Raw genomic sequence first — 19,940 nt, 5'->3', positions numbered from 1 at the left:
CCTTGAACCGAACCGGCGCCCCGGGCGTGACCCCGCCCCTGGCCGCGGGGCGGGCGATGCCCGCCTCGCGCCCCGTGATGGCCGCCGAACGCTGATGGAGTCCTTTCGCAGCGGCGCGAAGGCGGCGCAAGGGCCGGCCTGCCACAATCGGGCGATGCAGGCAAACCCGCTCGCCCCTGTGGCGGCGGGATCACGTTTGGGCGGGCCGCGGGCGGGAACCGCGGCCCGCCCCCGCGGCTTGCCGAGGCACCGTCCCGTGCGAGCGCGAAACCACCATGCGACAGGCCCTGCACCGTTTCACCCGCTCCACCGACCGGAAGGGGCTCTTCGACATCACGCGCGAAGCCGAGCGCTTCGTCGCCGGGCAGGGCATCGCGGCCGGGCTGCTGACGGTGTTCTGCCGCCACACCTCGGCGTCGCTGGTGATCCAGGAGAACGCCGACCCGACCGTGCGGTCCGACATGGAGCGCTTCTTCGAGCGCATCGCCCCGGAGGGCACGCATTACGAGCACGACCTGGAGGGCCCGGACGACATGCCGGCCCACCTGCGCGCGGCGCTGACCCAGCCGAGCCTCGCCGTCCCGGTCGAGGGCGGGCGCATGCTGCTGGGCACCTGGCAGGCGATCTACCTGTTCGAACACCGTTCGCGGCCGCATCGCCGCGAAATCGTGCTGCACCTCGTCGGCGAATGACCGCCGCCGGGACGCTACGCCGCATGAACGGGCGACAAACGCGGCGTTCAGCCCCCGTCCAGCGGCGTCGCCCTAGCGTCGTGTCCGTCGCCGAGGCGGTCGGCGCGGCGGGGAGGCGGGCCATGATCGGCATGGGGATCGATGTCGCGCCGCGGCGGAACCGGGACCGCCGCACCGCGGGGCGGTGCGGAAGTCCCGCGCAGCGGCCGAGCCCGACGGGCTCGACCGCGACGCTGTCAGTAGCCGTAGCCGAAGCGGCGGATACCGTAGCCGTAGCCGAAGCGGCGGACGCCGTAGCCGTAACCGAAACGGCGGATGCCGTAGCCGTAGGGGCGGAAGAAGGCGCGCCGATAGAACGGCCGGTAGCCGTAGCCGAAGCGGCGGTAACCATAACCTCCGTAGGGGTACCCGTAGCCGCGGAGGCCGTATCCCAGCCCGTAGCCGATCCCGAAGGCCGGGAAGCCGAATCCGCCGTAGCCGAACCGTCCGCGCCCGAAGCCGCCGTATCCCCCCCGGAAGCCACCGAACCTGCCATAGCCGCCCCGGAACCCGCCGAAGCCGCCGCGCCCGAACCCGCCGCCGAAACCGCCATGGCGGAACACGCCGCCGCCTCCGAACCCACCGCCGCCGAACCCACGCGCCTGCGCGGGTTCCGCGGTCGCCACCAATACGGCGCCGACCGACAGCGCGGCGACACCCGCGACGGCCACCTTCTTCAAGGTGCCGCCGTACGACATGATCTTTCCGAACATCGGATCGTCCTCGACGTGTTTTTGTCGCGCCCTCGGTGTGGAAATTCACCATAGACCGTGCCGGTTCCATCGCGTGACGGAGCAACGCAGCAACAACGAGCGCCATTCATCCGTCGTTCATCTTGGTACGGCAGGGCCGGAGCAAGCATCTCGTTCCCGCCGGTGCGCGGATGGGTGCGGCACGGCGTGGGCGCGGTGGGATGGACCCGAAGGGCGGTCGGCACGTTGTCGGCTCACTTCGGCGATGGATCGAGCGGAAGTCGTCGGCGAGCCGCATCCCGGGACCACCCACAAAAGGGGCGTCCCGGAGATCGTGCCGCCGATGACGCTCCGTCCAACGTCTTGCCTTTGTGAAAGGGCATGAAGCATGGGTCGGGCGTGTCCCGGTCCATATCGCGTACAGGAGAAAGACGATGGCTGGTTACTATTCCTACGGTTCTAGCTACGGCTACACCGGATACGGGTACTCGAGCTACGGCTACGGGAGCTACGGTTCCACCAGCTACGGCTACACGGGTTACGGCTACTCGAGCTACGGGACCGGTTACGCCGGTTACGGATATTCCGACTACGGCTATACCGGATATTCGAGCTACGGCTACACCGGCTACGGTTATGCCAGCTACGGCGCCGGCTACACCGGGTATTCGGGTTACGGCTACACCGGATATTCCGATTACGGCTACACCGGCTACTCGGGCTACGGTTACACCGGCTACGGCTCGGGCTATTCGGGCTACGGCTACACCGGCTACGGCTCGGGCTACACCGGTTATTCGGGCTACGGCTACACCGGCTATGGCTCGGGCTACACCGGTTATTCGGGTTACACCGGGTATTCGGGCTACGGCGGCTACACCGGCTACGGCTACTACCAGGCCGCCTGAAGCCTGGCATGATCGGAGCGGCGGGTCAGAGGCCCGCCGCGCCTCCCGGCGATCGCCTTTGCGAAAGGGTCGGGAGAAGGGCGTCCGGCAGCGCAACAATCCCGGGCCTGGGCCGTTTGGAGACTCCAGGTCTCGTCCTTCCGTGGTCCCGCACGCATGTCCAGTCCCGCGACCCCGGCGGATCACGGCGACGCCGGCTGGCCGGCCTGGATCGAAGCCGCGGTGCCGAAGGTGCTCTACGGCGTCAGGCTGGCGCTGGCGGTCTCGCTGGCCCTGTTCATCGCCTTCGCGCTCGAACTCGACAACCCGTCCTGGGCCGGCACCTCGGCCGGCATCGTGTGCCAGCCCGTCCTCGGGGCCTCGCTGCGGAAGGGCTTCTTCCGCATGGTCGGCACCGTGGTGGGCGCTTCCGCCACGGTGGTGCTGACGGGCATCTTCCCGCAGAACCGCATCGGCTTCCTCGTCGCCATGGCGCTGTGGACCGCCGCCTGCTCCTTCGGCAACACGCTGACGCGCAACTTTTCAGCCTATGCCTTCGCGCTATCGGGCTACACGATGGCCATCATCGCCGGGGACTCCATCTCCGAGCCGAGCCAGGCCTTCCACCTCGCCGTCACCCGCGCCACCGAGATCATCATCGGCATCGGCTGCGCCATGGCGGTCACGGGCCTGTCGGACCTCGGGCAGTCGCGGGGGAAGCTCGCAGCGTCCGTGGACGCGATCGGCCGCGAAATCCTGTCCCACTTCCGGGACCTGCTGTGGGACCCCGCCCGCCACGTCGACGAAGGCCCGCGGGTCCGCCGGGCGCTGATCGCGCGCGTGGCCGGGCTCGATCCCCTCATCGACCAGGCGATCGGCGAGGATGCGGAGCTGCGCCACCGCGCCCGGATCCTGCGGGATGCCACGGCGGGCCTGTTCGCCGCCCTGTCGGGGTGGCGCATCGCCGAAAGCCACCTCGTCCACCTGCCGCGGGAGGAGGCGGGCCGGCGCGCCCGGCCCGTCGCCGAGCGCCTGCCCGAAACCTGGCGCGGGATCGCCGCCGCGTCGCCGGTCGAGCCCGGCCCCGTCCGCACCGTGCCGGAGGCCGACGACCGGAGCCAGGACGTCGCGGCGGCGCGCGCCCTCGCCGAACTGAAGCCCGACGGCGACGTGTCCCGGCGGCTGCTCGCCGATGCGGCGGCGAGACTGGCGCTGGGGCTCGCCGCCGCCGCCAACGGGCTCGCCCTGCTGCGCGACCCCGCCGCGGCCCGAACCCCCGCCCGCGCGTCCGGCTTCGTCGTGGCCGACTACCTGCCAGCCCTGGTCAACGCCGTCCGGACCTTCCTCGCCGTGTGCGCAGGCCTCGCGTTCTGGATCCTCACGGAATGGCCGAGCGGGCTCGGCGCCGTCACGTTTCTCGCCGTGACGGTGCTCCTGCTGGCGCCCCAGCAGGAGAAGTCCGGCAAGGCGGCCCTGGGCTTCGGCATCGGCACGGTGTTCACGGCCGTGCTGGCAGCCATCCTGAACTTCGCCCTCCTGCCCAACCACGAAAGCTTTTTCGCGCTGGCGGGCATCCTCGCCTGCTTCCTGGTGCCGCTCGCGGCGCTTTCCACCGTGCCGGCGCTGGCGCCCTATTTCGTCGCCGCCACCATGAACTTCGTGCCGCTGGTGGGACCCACGAACCAGATCACCTTCGACACGGTGGGCTTCTACAATTCGGCGCTCGGCATCGTCGGCGGCTGCCTCGCCGGCGCCCTGGCTTTGGCGCTGATCCCGCCGGTGCCGAGGGCGATGCGGGCCGACCGCCTCGTCGACCTGACCCTGCGCGACCTCCGCCGCGTCGCCTCGGGCCGCTGGTCGCCCACGCCGGACGCCTGGCAGGGCCGGGTCTACGCCCGGCTGGTCGCCATGCCGGAGGACGTCGACCCCGTCCACGGCTCGCGGCTGGTCGCGGCGCTGTCGACCGGCCTGCAGGTGCTGCGGCTCCGCAACCTGGCCGACGCCGGCCGCGGAGGGGACCGCCTGCGGGCCGCGCTGGCGCGGCTCGCCGACGGCGACGTCGACGGCATGCTGAGCGGGCTCGACGCGGTCGATGCGGAGCGGTCGCCCGGAGGCGGCGCGCGGCCGGACCTGCGCATCCCCACCGCGATCCAGGTCGTCCGCGACGTGGTGCGGCAGCATCGCCACGAGTTCGAGGGGAGGTGAGGCCCGTGAGCTTCGTCGAGATCGACATCTTCGGCGTTTACGTCGCGCCGATCGTGCCCATGATGCTGCTGGCCCTCGTCGCCACCCTGTGCCTGCGCCGGGTGGCGGTGGCGGTCGGCCTGTTCCGCTGGATCTGGCACCCGGCGCTGTTCGAGTTTTCCGTCTACCTCATCCTGCTCACCGCCCTTGTGCTGGCGGTGGGCGCGCTGAAGCTCCCCATCTGAGGCGCAACCCGCATGTCCGAGGTCACATCCCGCGCCCCGTCGCGCGAGGACGAGCGCGATGCCCCCCCGGGCCGGGCCGGGCGGCAGGGGGGCGAGCGGGCGTCGACGGGGGACGGCGACGACCGGCCCCCGCGGCGGCGGGGCCGGCGCATCCTGCCCGTGCTGGTCACGCTGTGCGTCGCCGCCGTGGCGGCCTACGCCTGCTGGCTCCTGTGGAACGCCTACATGGCATCGCCCTGGACGCGCGACGGGGCCGTGCGGGTCTACGTCGTCGCCGTGGCGCCGGAGGTGGCGGGGCAGATCGTCGACCTGCCGGTGCACGACAACCAGTTCGTCCACAAGGGCGACGTCCTGATGAAGATCGACCCGCAGGACTATCGCGTCGCCGTGGACCTGTCGCAGGCCGCGCTGGACCAGGCCCAGGCCGACTACGTCAACAAGCAGTCCCAGGCGGCGCGGCGCCTGCAGCTCACCGACCTCGCCACCACGCCCGAGCAGAAGGAACAATACGTGTCGTCGGCCAGGATGGCCCAGGCCGACGTCGAGCAGCAGAAGGCCAACCTCGACCGCGCGAAGATCAACATGGACCGCACCGAGATCCGCTCGCCGGTCAACGGCTGGGTGACGAACCTGCTGACGCAGCAGGGCAACTACGCCACCACGGGTGCGACCGCGCTGTCGGTCGTCGATGCCGACAGCTTCTGGGTCGACGGCTATTTCGAGGAAACCACCATCGCGCCGATCCGCGAAGGCGATCCCGCCAAAATCTACCTGCTCGGCTACAAGCAGGTCGTGCTCGGCCACGTGGATTCGCTGGCGCGCGGCATCGTGGTCTCCAACGCCACGCCGGGCGGCAGCGGGCTCGCCACCGTCAACCCCATCTTCACCTGGGTGCGGCTGGCCCAGCGCGTGCCGGTTCGCATCCACATCGACAGCGTGCCGCCGACCGTGCGGCTCGTCCAGGGCATGACCGCCACGGTGGAGATCGACGTGCCCCCGGGCTCCCGCGCCACGCCGGTCGCCGACACCGGCTCGAAGCCCGGCGCGGGCGGGCCGGACGGCGGCCAGCCCGGCCCCCTGTCCGTCACGGCGCCCCCGTCGCCGAGCCCGCAGAACGCCATCACCTTCACGGCGCCGATCGCGAAAGCCGGCGGCCCGCTCGGCGGCCCGGGGTCGGGCGCCGCCGGGACGGGAACGCCCGGGAAACCCTGACGGGACGTCGGGGGGAACCGGATTCCGGCGCGGCGTGATAAGGGAGGGCAGGGTCGCGCAGGCCCGGAGCCCGCCGGCGGGCTTCGACGATCGGACCGGGAGCCGTCCACCGACGGGCCCGACGGGTGAAGGACGAGGGCGCATTGACCGACGAACCCCTGTTGGACACGGCGCGACACGGGCGTCTCAGCCGGCTGGCGATCATCGCCGCCGCGCTGCTCCTCGTGGCTTTGGCGAGCGGGATCTGGTCGGTGGTGGAATCGGCGCGCTCGACGGGCGTCGCCGATCGCGCCCGGGAAACCGTGATCCGGCTCGAACGCGTGCTGTCCTCCGTCAAGGATCTCGAGACGAGCCAGCGCGGCTTCCTGCTGACCGGCGAAGACCCCTACCTGATCCCCTACGAGGACGCGCGGCGCAGCCTGGAACCGGAACTCGCCGCGCTCGCCGGGCTCGACGTCGACCTGCCGGAGCTGACGCGGCTCGTCGACGAGCGCCGCACCGCCGCCGCCGCCACGGTGGGCCAGTTCCGGGCGGCCGGCGCGTCCAGCGCCATCGCGACCCTGCGCACCGGGGTCGGCAAGGCCGCGATGGACCGGTTGCGCACCTTCGTATCCGACACTGAGCACCGGGCCATGGCGGCGATGGCGGCCCGCTCGGCGCGCGACCGCACTGCCCTGTGGCCCTTCGTCGTGCTGGCGATCGGGGCGGCGCTCGGCGCCTTCGCCCTGATGGCGTGGCTGGCGGCGAAGCGCCGGCAGGACCAGCGGGCCGCCTCCGCGCTGCTCGAAGGCGTGCTCGACCACGCGCCCGTCGGGCTCGGCTTCCTCGACGCCGACCTCGACGTGCGCCACATGAATCGCGCCCTGTCCACCATGAGCGACCGGGCGCTGAGCGCCACGGTGGGCGCTTCGATCTGGGACGTCCTGCCCCAGCTGCGCGAGCCGCTGGAAGCGCGCCTGCGCCAGGTGGTCGAAGGCGGCCGGCCCATCCCCAACATCGAGGTGCGCGCCGGGGACGGCAAGCCGCGCGACTACCAGGTGACCTTCTATCCCATCCGCTCGTCGGCCAAGGGGAACCGCGTGGAGGGCGCCGGCATGGTGGTGTCCGACATCACGGTGCGCAAGCGCACCGAAGCCCGCCTGCGCGACAGCGAGGAGCGCTTCCGCACGCTGACGGAAGCCTCGGCCGCCATCGTGTGGACGGCGGGGCCCGACGGCTCCTTCTCGCCGCCGCAGGCCGAATGGGCCGAGTTCACCGGGCAGACGTCCGACCAGTACGGCGCCGGAGGCTGGCTCGACGCCGTCCATCCCGACGACCGGGCGGTCACGATCGAGGCCTGGACGACGGCCGTGACGGCGCGCTCGCGCTACGTGGTCGAGCACCGCTTGAAGCGCGCCGACGGGCTGTGGCGCCACATGGAGGTGTCGGGCGTCCCCATTCTCGACGAGGACGGCGAGGTGAGGGAATGGGTCGGCCAGCACACCGACGTCACCGAGCGCAAGCTCGCCGAGCTCGAACTGTCCGCCGCCAAGGAGGCCGCCGAAAGCGCCAACCGCGCCAAGAGCGCCTTCCTGGCCAACATGAGCCACGAGCTGCGCACGCCGCTGTCCGCCGTGATCGGCTACAGCGAGATGATGGAGGAGGAGCTCGAGGACTCCGGGCAGGAGGCGCTGCTGGGCGACCTGCGCAAGATCGAGTCCAACGCCCGCCACCTCCTCAGCCTCATCAACGACGTTCTCGACCTGTCGAAGATCGAGGCGAACCGCATGGACACCTATGCCGAGACCGTGCAGGTCGCGGCGCTGATGCGCGACGTCGCGTCCACCGTCGAGGGGCTGGCCAGGACCAAGGGCAACGCGCTGGCGCTCGACCTCGCCGACGACCTGGGCGCCATGCGGACCGACGCCGTGAAGCTGCGGCAATGCCTGTTCAACCTCCTCGGCAACGCCGCCAAATTCACCGAGAACGGCACCATCACGCTGTCGGTGACGCGGGACGGCGCCGGGCCGGAGGGGACCATCGCCTTCGTGGTGCGCGACACCGGCATCGGCATGACGGGGGAGCAGCTCGGCCGCCTGTTCCAGCGCTTCACCCAGGCGGACGAGACCACGACGCGCAAGTTCGGCGGCACGGGCCTCGGCCTCGCCATCACCAAGGCCTTCGCCCGCCTGCTCGGCGGCGACATCGCCGTCGAAAGCATCCACGGCGAGGGCACGGCCTTCACCGTCACGCTGCCCGCCACCATGCCGGAAACGGCGCGCGAGGAAGCGCCCGCCCCGGTGCACGGGCTGATGCCGGCCGAACACGCCGGCGTGCTGGTGATCGACGACGACGCGGCGCAGCGCGACCTGATGGTGCGCTTCCTGGAACGCCAGGGCTTCTCCGCCATCACGGCGGCGGACGGCGCTTCCGGCCTCGACATGGCGCGCACCCACCTCCCGCGCGCCATCCTGCTCGACGTCATGATGCCGAAGATGGACGGCTGGTCGGTGCTCACGGCGCTGAAGGCTGACCCGAAGCTCGCCGCCATACCGGTGGTGATGGTGACGTTCGTCGACGAGCGCACGCTGAGCGCGACCCTCGGCGCCGTCGACCTCGTCAACAAGCCCGTCGATTGGGACCGGCTGAAATCCGTGCTCGACCGGCTGCGCGAGGCCGAGGGCGAGGTGCTGGTGGTCGACGACGACGCGGGCGTCCGCGAGCGGCTCCGCACCGTGCTGGAGCGCTCCGGCTACACGGTCGGCGAGGCGGGGGACGGCGCCGAAGCGCTGCGCCGCGTCATGCACGGGCCGCCGCGCGCCATCCTGCTCGACCTCACCATGCCGGTGATGGACGGCTTCGCCTTCCTCCACGCCCTGCGCGAGCGGCCGGGCTGCGCCGACATCCCGGTCATCGTGTTCAGCGCCCGCGACATCTCGGCCGCCGACCGCGAGCAGCTCCGCGACGCCGACCGCATCATGCCCAAGACCGCGAGCCTGAAGGAGCTGACGGGCGAACTGCGGGCGCTCGCGCCGCCCGAGCACGAGGTCGCGGCCCCGTGATGCCGGACGCCGCGCGGCGGGGCTATGCCGTCTGCACGACCATCCGCTCCGGCAGTACCTGGCTGGCCGAGCTGTTGGCCGGCACCGGGCGGCTCGGCCGGCCGGCGGAATATTTTTCGACGAAGTTCCAGAAGCGCGTGCTGGGCGCCGGCTATCCCGAAGCGGTCCGCGAGCAGGCCGCCTTCGCGCTGGAGCACGGCTCCACGCCGAACGGGGTCTATGGCTTCAAGATCTACCCGATGCAGCTCGACGGCCTGTCGGTGCGCCTGCGCTGGACCGCGTGGTTTCCGGACCTGCGCTTCGTCCACCTCGGGCGGCGCGATCTCCTCGGGCAGGCGATCTCCCGCGCCCGCGTGAACCAGACGCTGCAGTGGCGCTCGACGATGCCGGCCGCGGCCGAGCCGCGCTACGACGGGGCGGCCATCCTGGGCGCGATGCGCGAAACCGTCGCCCAGGACGCACGCTGGCAGCTCTTCTTCGCCCGCAACGGCATCGCGCCGCTCCGCCTCGTCTACGAGGACGCGCTGCTGGCGCCCGAAGCGACGGTGGACGCCGTGGCGCGCCTCGTCGGGGTCGAGGGGCCGGTCGCCGCCGCCCCCGAGCGCATCGCCGTGGCGGTGCAGCGCGACGGCGTCAGCGCCGAATGGCGGGCGCGGTTCCTCGCGGAATACGGGGACCGGGACGCGATGGACGCGCCGCCGGGCGGATGACCCGCCCCGCTCGCGGCGGTGGAGGGATGTCCCGCCTGTCCCAGTCGTCGGGGCCGGCCGAAGGCCGGGACGCCGTCCATGAAAAAGGCCGCCGACGGAGCCCGTCGGCGGCCTGACCTTTCGGTCGAAGGCAGATGCCGTCATACGGCTTCCGCGAGATTGCTTCGCGGCGCGGAAGCCGGCTTCGCTCAAGCGCCGCGCGGGCTTGTGATACGGCTCCGGCCTATTCAGCCGGATGCCGTATCAGTCGAGGTTCTTGATGATGGTGTCGACCATCTTCTTCGCGTCCGCGAACAGCATCATCGTGTTGTCGCGGAAGAACAGCTCGTTCTCGACGCCGGCATAGCCCGACCCCATGCCGCGCTTGATGAACAGCACGGTCTTGGCCTTCTCCACGTCGAGCACCGGCATGCCGTAGATGGGCGACGCCTTGTCGGTCTTGGCCGACGGGTTGGTGACGTCGTTGGCGCCGATCACGAAGGCGACGTCGGCCTGCGCGAATTCCGAGTTGATGTCCTCGAGCTCGAACACCTCGTCGTAGGGCACGGAGGCTTCCGCCAGCAGCACGTTCATGTGCCCCGGCATGCGGCCCGCCACGGGATGGATGGCGTATTTCACCTCGACGCCCTCCTTCTTCAGCATGTCGGCCATCTCGCGGAGCGCGTGCTGGGCCTGGGCCACCGCCATGCCGTAGCCCGGCACGATGATGACCTTGGACGCGTTCTTCATGATGTAGGCCGCGTCCTCGGCCGAGCCCTGCTTGACGGGGCGGGTCTCGACGGCGCCGCCGGCCGAGGCCGTTTCGCCGCCGAAGCCGCCGAGGATGACGCTCACGAAGGAGCGGTTCATGCCCTTGCACATGATGTAGCTGAGGATCGCGCCCGACGAGCCCACCAGCGCACCGGTGATGATCAGCGCGAGGTTGCCCAGCGTGAAGCCGATGCCGGCCGCCGCCCAGCCCGAATAGCTGTTCAGCATGGACACCACCACCGGCATGTCGGCGCCGCCGATCGGCACGATCAGCAGCACGCCGAGCGCCAGCGCCGCCAGCACGATGAGCCAGAACGCGACCGCCGAACTCGACGCCACGAAGTACACGATCAGCGCCAGCACCAGCACGCCGAGGCCGATGTTGATGGCGTGGCGGTTGGGCAGCATGATGGGCTTGCCCGACATGCGGCCGTCGAGCTTGGCGAAGGCGATCACCGAGCCCGTGAAGGTCAGCGCCCCGATGGCGGCGCCGATCGACATCTCGACCAGGCTGTGGCCCTCGATGGCGCCCGGCACGCCGATGCCGAAGGCCTGGGGAGCGTAGAGGGCGCCCGCCGCCGTGGTGACGGCCGCGAGGCCGACGAGCGCGTGGAACAGCGCCACGAGCTGGGGCATGTCGGTCATCTTGACCGAGCGCGCCTTCCAGGCGCCGATGCCGGCGCCGGCGCCGAGGCCGACGATCACCATCAGCCACGCGAAGGCGTCCGCCGGCGGCCGGTACCACAGCGTCGTGACCACCGCGATGGTCATGCCGGCGATGCCGAAGCGGTTGCCCTGGCGCGAGGTGGCGGGCGAGGACAGTCCGCGCAGCGCCAGGATGAACAGGATGCCCGAAACGAGGTAGAGCAGGCCGGCGAGGTTGGCTCCCATGGCGCTCAGCCCTTCTTCTTGTACATGCCGAGCATGCGCTCGGTGACCAGGAAGCCGCCGAAGATGTTCACCGAGGCCAGCACCAGGGCGATGAAGCCGAAGATGCGGGCCGCCACCGCGCCGCCCCAGTTGTCGGGCGTCACGCCGACGCCGATCGACAGCAGGGCGCCCACCACGATCACCGACGAGATGGCGTTGGTGACGGACATCAGCGGCGTGTGCAGCGCCGGCGTCACGGCCCACACCACGTAGTAGCCGACGAAGCACGCCATGGCGAAGATGGCGAGCTGGAACACGAAGGGGTCGACCGCCCCGCCCGTGGCGGCATGCACGGCGCCGGCTGCGCCGTGGCCGATCCCGTCCGCGTAGGCGCGCGCCGAAAGGGCGGCCTGCTGGGCGATGTCGGCGGCGGCCTGCGCCTTCTCGTAGAGCATCTGTTGGGTGTCGGCCGCCATCGGCGCGTCCTCGTCGGTGGGAGGGTCGGGGGGAAAACGGGAGGGGAACCGACGGGTCGGCTCGAAGCTTAGGGGCGGCCGGCGCGGCCGCCGGTCAGACGATGGCGGGTTCGGCGGGCTTGGGGGCGAAGTTCGGATGCGCGACCGCCCCGTCGCGGGTGAGCGCCGTGGCCTTCACCAGCTCGTCGGTCCAATCGATGGCGAGCGCCTTGGTGTCCTTCGACACCAGCGTTTCCAGGAAGGCGTAAAGGTTGCGGGCGTAGAGGCTCGACGCCGTGGCGGCGAGGCGCCCCGGCACGTTGAGGTAGCCCACGACCTTGACGCCGTCCGCGTCCACCACCTCGCCGGGCTTCGACAGCTCGCAATTGCCGCCGCGCTCCACCGCCATGTCGAACACCACCGAGCCGGGCTTCATGCTCTTCACCATGCCGGCGGTGACGAGCTTCGGGGCCGGGCGGCCCGGGATCAGTGCCGTGGTGATGACGATGTCCTGCTTGGCGATGTGGGTCGCCACCAGCTCGTTCTGCTGGCGCTGGTAGTCGTCCGACATGGCCTTGGCGTAGCCGCCGGCCGTTTCGGCGTTCTTGAACTCCTCGTTCTCGACCGCGACGAACTTGGCGCCGAGCGATTCCACCTGCTCCTTGGTGGCGGGCCGCACGTCCGTGGCGGTGACGATGGCGCCCAGGCGCCGCGCCGTCGCGATCGCCTGCAGGCCCGCCACGCCGACGCCCATGATGAACACCTTGGCGGCGGGCACCGTGCCGGCGGCCGTCATCATCATCGGGAAGGCGCGTCCGTACTGCTCGGCGGCGTCGATCACGGCGCGGTAGCCGGCGAGGTTGGCCTGGGACGACAGCACGTCCATCACCTGGGCGCGGGTGATGCGCGGCATCAGCTCCATCGAGAAGGCGTTGAGGCCGGCCTCCGCCATGGCCTTCAGGGCCGCGTCCTGGCCGTAGGGGTCCATGATGGCCAGCACGGCGGCGCCGCGCTTGTAATGGGGGAGGTCGGCGGCCTCGGGGCGGCGCACCTTCAGGACCACGTCGGCGTCCTTCAGCGTCGCGGCGGCATCGGGCTCGACGCTCGCGCCGGCGGCGCGGAACGCCTCGTCGGTGAGGCCGGACGACCTGCCGGCACCGCTCTGCACCGCGACGGTGCCGCCCAGCGCGATCAGCTTCTTCACCGTTTCCGGCGTGGCGGCGACCCTCGGCTCTTCCGCCGTCTCGGCGGGCACGGCGATGCGCATCGTTGGTTCCTCAGGCACGGGGATGTCGGCGGGATCGCGTCGGGGACCGCGCGCGATCCCGTTTCGCGCCCTCATGAAGTCGGGCGGGGTCGCATCGGCGCCGCTCGGGCGCCGGACCGTCACAGGATGAAGAACATCAGGACGACGAGGAGGCCCGCCACCGCGACCACGCCCCACTTCGTGACGGTGATGAAGCCGCTGTAGGTCCGCTCGTGCTCGGCGTAATCCATGTATTCGGGGTTCATGGGAACGTCGTCGTGCGTGGCCATTCGCGTCCGCCTCCCGTGCTCGACCGGGCCCGGGCCGAGGGAGGCCGCGGCACGCCGATCCCGCCGCCCTCGAAGGGCGGTCGACTGATTTTCGTCTAACTCAAACACGACATGACGGCAAACGACTCAACCGCCGTTCGCCGCTGCTTTTTTGGCGCGACCTGCGGATTTTGTATGCAATCTGTGCAGCCGTCGTGCAGGCCCGCGTTTCGAAGGCTTTCGGCGCCGCCGACAGGGCGTCCCGCGTCGCTCGCCCGGCAGCGCGGACCGAGGGGCCCGCGGCGGTGGCGGCCGGTTCGCCGGCCGGATCAGCCCTTCCGCGGCTCCGGCGTCACGCGCGTCACGTGGCCCATCTTGCGCCCCGGCCGCGGCTGCGCCTTGCCGTACAGGTGGAGGCTCGCCCCCGGCTCGGCCAGGATGGTGCGCCAGGCGCCGACGTCGTCGCCGATGAGGTTGCGCATCTGGATGGCGCCGAAGCGCTGCGTGGAGCCGAGCGGCCAGCCGCAGACGGCGCGCACGTGCTGCTCGAACTGCGAGGTCGCGGCCCCGCCCAGCGTCCAATGCCCGGAATTGTGCACCCGCGGCGCGATCTCGTTGACGACGAGCCGCTCCGGCCCGCCGTTCCGGCCCGGCACCACGAACATCTCGACCGTGAGCACGCCGACGTAGTCGAGCGCGTCGGCGATGCGGCGCGCCATCTCGGCGGCGAGCCGTTCCGTGTCCGGCGACACCCGGGCGGGCAGGGTGGTGGTGGCCAGGATGCCGCCCGAATGGTTGTTCTCGTTGAGCTCGTAGGCGCGGAAACCCCCGTCGACCCCGCGCGCCACGATCATCGACACTTCGCGGACGAAGGGCACGACGCCTTCGAGGATGGACTTCTGCCCCAGCGAGCGGAACACCACGGCGAGGTCCGAGCCTTCGCGCACCATGGCCTGGCCCTTGCCGTCGTAGCCGAAGCGGCGCGTCTTCAGGATCGATGGCCGGCCGAGCTGGGCCACGGCGCGGGCCAGGGCGCCGGGATCGTCGACGGCGACGAAGGGCGCGGTTTCGAGCCCGAGCGAGCGGATGAACTGTTTCTCGATCAGGCGGTCCTGCGAGGTCCTCAGCGCGTCGCCGTTCGGCCGCACGGGGGCGTGGCGCGCCAGCACCGCCGCGGTCTCGGCCGGGACGTTCTCGAACTCGTAGGTGACGACCGACACCGATTTGGCGAAGCGGCCGAGCGCGGCCTCGTCGCGGTAATCCGCCATGGTGTGGGCGTCGGCGACCTCGAAGGCGGGGCTGTCGGCGTCGGGGCAGAAGACGTGGCTCTTCAGGCCGAGCGAGGCCGCCGCCATGGCGATCATGCGGCCGAGCTGGCCGCCGCCGAGGATGCCCAGCGTGTCGCCGGGGGAAACGGCGGGCTCAGCCACCCGTCGCCTCGTCGCGCGGGGCTTCCGCCACGCCGGCGGTCTGCCGCGCCCTGTGGGCGTCGAGCCGCTCGGCCAGGGCGGGGTCCGACAGCGCCAGCACGGCGGCGGCGAGCAGCGCGGCGTTGACGGCGCCGGCCCGGCCGATCGCCAGCGTGCCCACCGGCACGCCCGCCGGCATCTGCACGATGGAATACAGGCTGTCCCGCCCGCCGAGCGCGTGGGTCTCGACCGGCACGCCGAACACCGGCAGCGGTGTCATGCTGGCCGCCATGCCGGGCAGGTGGGCGGCGCCGCCCGCCCCCGCGATGACGACCTTGTGGCCGGCGGCCTTGGCGCCCTTGGCGAAGGCGACGAGCCGGTCCGGTGTGCGGTGGGCCGACACGATGCGCGCCGTGAAGGGCACCCCGAGGGCATCGAGCGTGTCGGCCGCGTGCCGCATGGTGGCCCAGTCTGACTGGCTGCCCATGATGATGGCCACGGGCGCGCCGTCGGCGGTCTCTGTCTGCACCGGTTCCCCCGCCCCCAACCCGCGCCCCGCCGCGTGCCGGGCTTCCGCGATGTCCGAAGCCCCGCAATCTAGGCGGATCGGGCGGCGCGCGGAAGGGGGCGCGCGAACGCCGTCAACCGTTGAAATGCGGGCCCGGGCCGTTGCATCGGCGCCGCGATCCGCTGTAGCGTCCGCCCCACCGATCCCGCCGCGCCCGGGCGCCCGGCTCGGGCCGTTAGCTCAATGGTTAGAGCCGGCCGCTCATAACGGTCTGGTTGCAGGTTCGAGTCCTGCACGGCCCACCAGCGTTCACAAGCACTCAGGTCTCGTCATGCTGCGCTCTGCCGCGTCACGGGAGTCGCCGCGGTAGAGATACCTCCTCGCAGGCGCGAAAAGGGCCGCGCATCTGCGCCGCGCCCCCTCACGGGGCCAGCCGCGTCGCCGCCAGGACGTGGCCGTCGACCGTGCCGTCGAGCGTCGCCAGGGCGTCGGCGTCGCGATCGTTCCACGCGAGGTGGACGGTGCCGGAATGGCCGGGCGCGTCGAGCGTCACCTCGGCCGAGACCGCGCCCGTCGCCTGGTTCCAGTCCACCGTGCCGTCCACCGCCAGGTCCTCGGTCCAGCGCAGGCCCGCCAGCACGAGCTGGTAGCCGGTCGCGGTCGCCACGATCGAGAAGGTGCCGCCGCGCAGCCCCGCGCCGGTGCCGATCTGGCTGACGGCGAACTCCGCCACGGCGTCCCCCACGGTTTCCGCCGCCGCCGACGCGAGGCGCAGCCCGTCGCGGCCCGATGCGTCGCCCGCGGCGGGCGAGGCCGGCGCCACCGCGGTCCAGGACCGCGCGAAGGCCGGCACGGTGCGGATGGGGCGGATCCGGGCGATGCAGGACGTGTCGCCCGTTTGGCCGGCGCTGGCGATGAAGCGGCGCACGATGGGGCCGACGCAGCCGGCCAAGTCTTCGCCGGTCGGGGACGGGAACTGGCCCTCGTCGGCGATGGCGGTCTCGTGCAGCCCGTTGCGGACCTCGATCGCGACGGCGCCGGGGATCAGCGCCGCGGTGGCGCGCGCTTCGGCCGGCGACGTCACCGTGTCGAGTTCGCCGGCGAGCACCAGCGTCGGTATGCGCGGCAGCGACGTGCCGGGGGGCAGGGGGCCGGGGGGCGCCGCGTCGGCGGGAGGCGCCGGCCAGGCGAGGCAGGTGCGGTAGCCCTGCACGTCGTAGGGGTTGCGGAACGCGTCGGCCAGCGTGAAGGGCGCGAAGGTGCCGGGGTCGCGCCGCTCGAGCCCGGCCACGTAGGCGTCGAGCTGGGCTTCCCGCTCGGGCGGGGCCGCGGCGCGGCCGAACTTGGCCGGGTAGTCGGCGCATTGCACGGCGTCGGCCAGCCCGGCGCTGAAGGCCTGGACGTTGGGGCCGCCGCCGAAACCGCCGCGCGCTTCGGCGACGAGGCGCAGCAGCGGGGCGGCGTCCCCCGAATCCGCCAGGGCGCGGCCGGCGGCGTCGAGGTCGCGCCAGGTCGTGGGCGCGTTGCCGGCCGTCGCCACCACGAGGAACAGCGCGCCCGGGTCGGCCGTGACGGTGCGGGGCACGCCGTTGCCGTCCGGCGCCGGCCCGGTCGCGGGCTCGGCCCGCAGCCGCGCCAGGAGGGCCGCGAAGCGCGCGTCGGCCGAGCCGCCCAGCGCCGCGCAGGAGGGCGAGCGCCGGCACACGATCTCCATCGCGGCCTGCCCGTGGGTGACCTCCGTGTCGACCGGGTCGTCGGCCACCGGATACGCGCTGTCGAGCACCATGACGCTGAGGAGGTCGGGGTGCAGCGCGGCCAGCACCTGGCCGAACCACGTGCCGTAGCTGTCGCCGTAGAAGGCCGCCCTGGTGTAGCCCAGCGCCGCCACGACCTCGGCCACGTCGTCGGCGGCGTCCGCGGTGCGGTAATGCCAGGCGTCGGCGCCGAGCTGGCGGCCGCAGGCGGCGATGTCGGCCTGCGAGGCTTCGGCGTCGAGCTGCAGGGTCGGGCAGTCCACCGCGGCGGAGCGGCCGGTGCCGCGCTTGTCGACGAGCAGGATGTCGCGGTCGGCGCGCAACGGCCCCAGCATCCGCACGTAGCCGTCGCGCGAGCCGGTGGTGGAATAGCCGGGGCCCCCTTCCTGGGCCAGGATCAGCCCCGCCGAGGCGCCGGGCCCGGTGTGGGGGTAGAACTCGAAGCCGACCTCGATCGTGCCCCGGCCGGGGTCGCGGCGGTCGAGCGGCACCGGCAGCGTCCCGCAGAACCCGCCGTAGCCGGCGATGCACGGTGTCAGCGCGAGCCGGCCGAGCGTCAGCCCGGCTTCGGCGGCGCGCGCGGGCCCGCAGGACGCGGCGAGAGCACCGAGCAGGGCGGACAGGACGGCAGCCTTCAACATCGTGATCCCAGCCATCCCCAGCGTCGCCCCCGCTCCGACGTGCCCGGCCCGCGCCTTGTTCCGTCCGCGGCGCCGCGGACCGTCGACGCCGCCCCGGTGCCACGCCATGATGGCGGACATGCGGTGCCATCTCGCCCTCCTCGCCCTCGCCCTCCTCGGCGCCCCGGCCCAGGCCTTCACGGCCGCCGACACGCGCACGCCGCTGTCGGCCGAGGTCCGGCCGGGACGCTTCGTGGCGCTTCACGGCCGCATCGGGCCGGGTTCCGAGGCCGTGGTCCGGGCGGCGCTCGACCGCGCCGGGCCGGGGCGCCCGACGGTGCTGGTCGACTCGCCCGGCGGCGCGATCGCGCCGGCCCTCGCCATCGGGCGGCTGATCCGCGCCCGCGGGCTCGCCGTCGCGGTGGCCCGGGTGGCGGGGAGCGCGCCGACCGACGCGGATGCGCAATGCGCGTCCGCCTGCGTGCTGGTGCTGGCCGCCGGGGTGCGCCGCAGCATCGGGCCGGGCGCCGAGGTGGGCGTCCACCGCCTCGTCGACTGGACCACCTACAGCCGCACCTGGGACGTGTACCGCGTGCTCAAGCGGCGCGGCGTCGTGGTCGGGCGGGAACTCCTGTCGCGGCGCGTCCTGTCGAGCCGCGACGTCTACACGGACGCGCCGCCGCGGGACTATGCCGCCGTGGAGCGCTACCTCGCCGCCATGGGCGAAACGCCCGGGCTCGTCGCCCTGATGCGGGCGACCCCCGCGGCGGGGCTGCACTGGATGACCCCCGCGGAACTCGGCGCCACCCGCATCGCCACGGACCGGGACGCCTTCGGGGCGAAGAGCTGAAGGGCGCGCGGCCCCGCGGCCCCCGGCCCGGCGATCAGGTCGGGGAAGCGCGGTTCCCCGGGTCCCGCGCCCGCAGCCTCATGCGGATCGGCGCCGCCGGCCGCAGCGTCACGCGCATGCTCGGGCGCGGCTCGGCGGCGGTCGTGCCCTCGACCCGGAAGGCGCGCAGCAGCACGGCCAGGATCGCCACGGCTTCCAGCGTGGCGAAGCCCGCGCCGATGCAAACGCGCGGCCCCGCCCCGAAGGGCATGAAGCTGTAACGGTGGCGCGCCCTCGCGCGGTCGGGGAGGAACCGGTCCGGGTCGAAGCGCTCGGGCTCGTCCCACAGCAGGCGGTGGCGGTGCAGCGCGTGGATCGGCACGACCAGCACGCCGCCCTCCTCGACCCGGGCCGGGCCGAGCGGGAACCCGCGCCGCGCCCGCCGCGCGATCAGGGGCGCGGGCGGGTAGAGCCGCATCGCTTCCTCGAAGGTCGCGCGGGTGAGGACCAGACCCTCGACGTGTTCGGGCCGCACCGGGCCGCCGCCCGTCACGCGCTGCACCTCGGCGACGAGCCGCTCCTCCTGGTCGGGGTGGCGCGACAGGAGATGGAACGCCCAGGCGAGCCCGTTGGCGGTGGTTTCGTGGCCGGCCGCGATGAAGGTCGCGATGTTGTCGGCGAGTTCCCCGTCCGTCATGGCGCGGCCGGTTTCGGGGTCTGCGCCGCCGAGCAGCATCGTCACGAGGTCGCCCCCGCCGCCGGGCTCGGCCCGCCGCCGCGCCACCGCATCGCGGATCGCGCCGCGGAACCAGCGCGCCGCCGCCAGCGCCCTGCGCCGGCCGGGGTGGGGCGTCCAGGCGGGCAGGCCCAGCACACCGATGGCGAACATCCACCCCGCGGGCGCGAGGTAGTCGGACACGCTGCGCTCGACCCGCGCGACGTCGAGGCCCGCGCCCCCGGACAGCATGGTCGACACGATGATGTCGAAGGTCGTCACGGTGGTCTCGTGGCCGATGTCGACCACGGCGCCCTCGCCCAGCGCCGCCCAGCGCCGCGCCGTGGCGTCCGCGGCGGCGATCATGGCGGGCAGGAAGCCGGCGAGCCGGCCGGGCGCGAAGGCGGGCGCGGCGCCCCGCCGCTGCCAGCGCCAATGCGCGCCTTCGGCGGTCAGCAGCCCGTCGCCGAGCGCCGGGCCGAGCACGCGGCGGATGTCCGACGTCTTGGTGAGGTCGTCGGCATGGCGCACCAGCGCGTCCTGGATCAGGGCGGGGTCGAGCAGGTACAGCCGCTGGCCGCCGGCGAAGCGCGCTTCCACGACCGGCGCCGTGTGGACCTCGGGCGGCAGGGCGCTCAAGGGGTCGCGCAGCAGCCGCGCCAGCACGCCCAGCGTCGACAGGCGGCTCGTCGCCAGGGCGGGGATCTCGGGAGCGGGTCCACCCGTCATGCGTCGCGGCCTCGTCGCGGGCCCGCCGCGGGGGGCCCGCGGCGTTCACCCTGTCGGTGGCCCGCGTTCAAACCCGGTTCACCG

General features: G+C 72.7%; 17 protein-coding genes and 1 tRNA gene. 9 read left to right on the top strand and 9 right to left on the bottom strand.

Annotated elements, in window-relative coordinates; all coding sequences use genetic code 11:
- Nucleotides 1-275 precede the first annotated feature (275 nt).
- The gene (locus tag D3273_RS10245) at nucleotides 276-692 is read left to right on the top strand and encodes a secondary thiamine-phosphate synthase enzyme YjbQ (RefSeq protein ID WP_129226148.1); all 417 of its coding nucleotides are present in this window, start codon (nucleotides 276-278) and stop codon (nucleotides 690-692) included.
- Between the two features lie 236 nt (nucleotides 693-928).
- On the opposite strand, the gene D3273_RS28765 is transcribed toward D3273_RS10245, so the two are convergent.
- A complete protein-coding gene (locus tag D3273_RS28765) occupies nucleotides 929-1,444 on the bottom strand; it encodes a hypothetical protein (protein ID WP_245501096.1) in 516 nt (171 codons plus the stop codon).
- 413 nt (nucleotides 1,445-1,857) lie between these two features.
- Between D3273_RS28765 and D3273_RS28760 the strand changes: the two genes are divergently transcribed.
- From D3273_RS28760 to D3273_RS10210, 6 genes are all read left to right on the top strand, one after another.
- Nucleotides 1,858-2,331, top strand: coding sequence for a hypothetical protein (locus D3273_RS28760; protein ID WP_207210753.1), 474 nt, complete (start codon nucleotides 1,858-1,860; stop codon nucleotides 2,329-2,331).
- 156 nt (nucleotides 2,332-2,487) lie between these two features.
- Nucleotides 2,488-4,515 carry an FUSC family protein gene (locus tag D3273_RS10230; RefSeq protein ID WP_129226145.1) on the top strand — a complete coding sequence of 676 codons (2,028 nt, stop codon included), beginning with the start codon at nucleotides 2,488-2,490 and terminating at the stop codon, nucleotides 4,513-4,515.
- A 5-nt stretch (nucleotides 4,516-4,520) separates the two neighbouring features.
- Entirely contained in the window at nucleotides 4,521-4,739 is a 219-nt protein-coding gene (locus D3273_RS10225) for a DUF1656 domain-containing protein (protein WP_129226143.1), read from the top strand.
- Nucleotides 4,740-4,751: 12 nt separating this feature from the next.
- Nucleotides 4,752-5,951 (top strand): efflux RND transporter periplasmic adaptor subunit, encoded by a 1,200-nt coding sequence (locus tag D3273_RS10220; RefSeq protein ID WP_129226140.1) that lies wholly within the window; start codon nucleotides 4,752-4,754, stop codon nucleotides 5,949-5,951.
- 143 nt (nucleotides 5,952-6,094) lie between these two features.
- Complete coding sequence (locus D3273_RS10215) at nucleotides 6,095-8,992, top strand: response regulator (protein ID WP_129226137.1); 2,898 nt, start codon at nucleotides 6,095-6,097, stop codon at nucleotides 8,990-8,992.
- Nucleotides 8,992-9,702, top strand: coding sequence for a Stf0 family sulfotransferase (locus D3273_RS10210; protein WP_129226134.1), 711 nt, complete (start codon nucleotides 8,992-8,994; stop codon nucleotides 9,700-9,702). Before D3273_RS10215 ends, D3273_RS10210 begins: the two co-directional genes overlap by 1 nt.
- A gap of 243 nt (nucleotides 9,703-9,945) precedes the next feature.
- On the opposite strand, the gene D3273_RS10205 is transcribed toward D3273_RS10210, so the two are convergent.
- From D3273_RS10205 to purE, 6 genes are all read right to left on the bottom strand, one after another.
- The gene (locus D3273_RS10205; RefSeq protein ID WP_129226131.1) at nucleotides 9,946-11,343 is read right to left on the bottom strand and encodes an NAD(P)(+) transhydrogenase (Re/Si-specific) subunit beta; all 1,398 of its coding nucleotides are present in this window, start codon (nucleotides 11,341-11,343) and stop codon (nucleotides 9,946-9,948) included.
- Between the two features lie 5 nt (nucleotides 11,344-11,348).
- The gene (locus D3273_RS10200) at nucleotides 11,349-11,798 is read right to left on the bottom strand and encodes a proton-translocating transhydrogenase family protein (RefSeq protein WP_129226129.1); all 450 of its coding nucleotides are present in this window, start codon (nucleotides 11,796-11,798) and stop codon (nucleotides 11,349-11,351) included.
- Between the two features lie 94 nt (nucleotides 11,799-11,892).
- Entirely contained in the window at nucleotides 11,893-13,044 is a 1,152-nt protein-coding gene (locus D3273_RS10195; protein WP_129226127.1) for a Re/Si-specific NAD(P)(+) transhydrogenase subunit alpha, read from the bottom strand.
- A 119-nt stretch (nucleotides 13,045-13,163) separates the two neighbouring features.
- Entirely contained in the window at nucleotides 13,164-13,313 is a 150-nt protein-coding gene (locus D3273_RS10190) for an aa3-type cytochrome c oxidase subunit IV (protein WP_129226124.1), read from the bottom strand.
- Nucleotides 13,314-13,621: 308 nt separating this feature from the next.
- Nucleotides 13,622-14,722, bottom strand: coding sequence for a 5-(carboxyamino)imidazole ribonucleotide synthase (locus tag D3273_RS10185; RefSeq protein ID WP_129226121.1), 1,101 nt, complete (start codon nucleotides 14,720-14,722; stop codon nucleotides 13,622-13,624).
- The gene (gene purE, locus D3273_RS10180; RefSeq protein ID WP_129226286.1) at nucleotides 14,715-15,188 is read right to left on the bottom strand and encodes a 5-(carboxyamino)imidazole ribonucleotide mutase; all 474 of its coding nucleotides are present in this window, start codon (nucleotides 15,186-15,188) and stop codon (nucleotides 14,715-14,717) included. Before purE ends, D3273_RS10185 begins: the two co-directional genes overlap by 8 nt.
- Before the next feature lie 250 nt (nucleotides 15,189-15,438).
- Between purE and D3273_RS10175 the strand changes: the two genes are divergently transcribed.
- Nucleotides 15,439-15,514, top strand: a tRNA-Ile gene (locus D3273_RS10175).
- Between the two features lie 116 nt (nucleotides 15,515-15,630).
- Here the strand turns inward: D3273_RS10175 and D3273_RS10170 are convergent.
- Nucleotides 15,631-17,619: an alpha/beta fold hydrolase gene (locus D3273_RS10170; RefSeq protein ID WP_165359450.1), complete on the bottom strand. Its 1,989-nt coding sequence runs from the start codon at nucleotides 17,617-17,619 to the stop codon at nucleotides 15,631-15,633.
- Between the two features lie 103 nt (nucleotides 17,620-17,722).
- On the opposite strand from D3273_RS10170, the gene D3273_RS10165 reads away from it, so the two are divergent.
- Nucleotides 17,723-18,433: a COG3904 family protein gene (locus tag D3273_RS10165; RefSeq protein WP_129226116.1), complete on the top strand. Its 711-nt coding sequence runs from the start codon at nucleotides 17,723-17,725 to the stop codon at nucleotides 18,431-18,433.
- Nucleotides 18,434-18,467: 34 nt separating this feature from the next.
- Here the strand turns inward: D3273_RS10165 and D3273_RS10160 are convergent, their stop codons facing one another.
- Nucleotides 18,468-19,856 carry a cytochrome P450 gene (locus D3273_RS10160; protein WP_129226113.1) on the bottom strand — a complete coding sequence of 463 codons (1,389 nt, stop codon included), beginning with the start codon at nucleotides 19,854-19,856 and terminating at the stop codon, nucleotides 18,468-18,470.
- Nucleotides 19,857-19,940: the final 84 nt, after the last annotated feature.

Origin of the sequence: Lichenibacterium minor, assembly GCF_004137685.1 — a bacterium.
Taxonomy (GTDB): Bacteria; Pseudomonadota; Alphaproteobacteria; order Rhizobiales; family Beijerinckiaceae; genus Lichenihabitans; species Lichenihabitans minor.
This window is presented reverse-complemented; position numbering and strand designations above follow the sequence as displayed.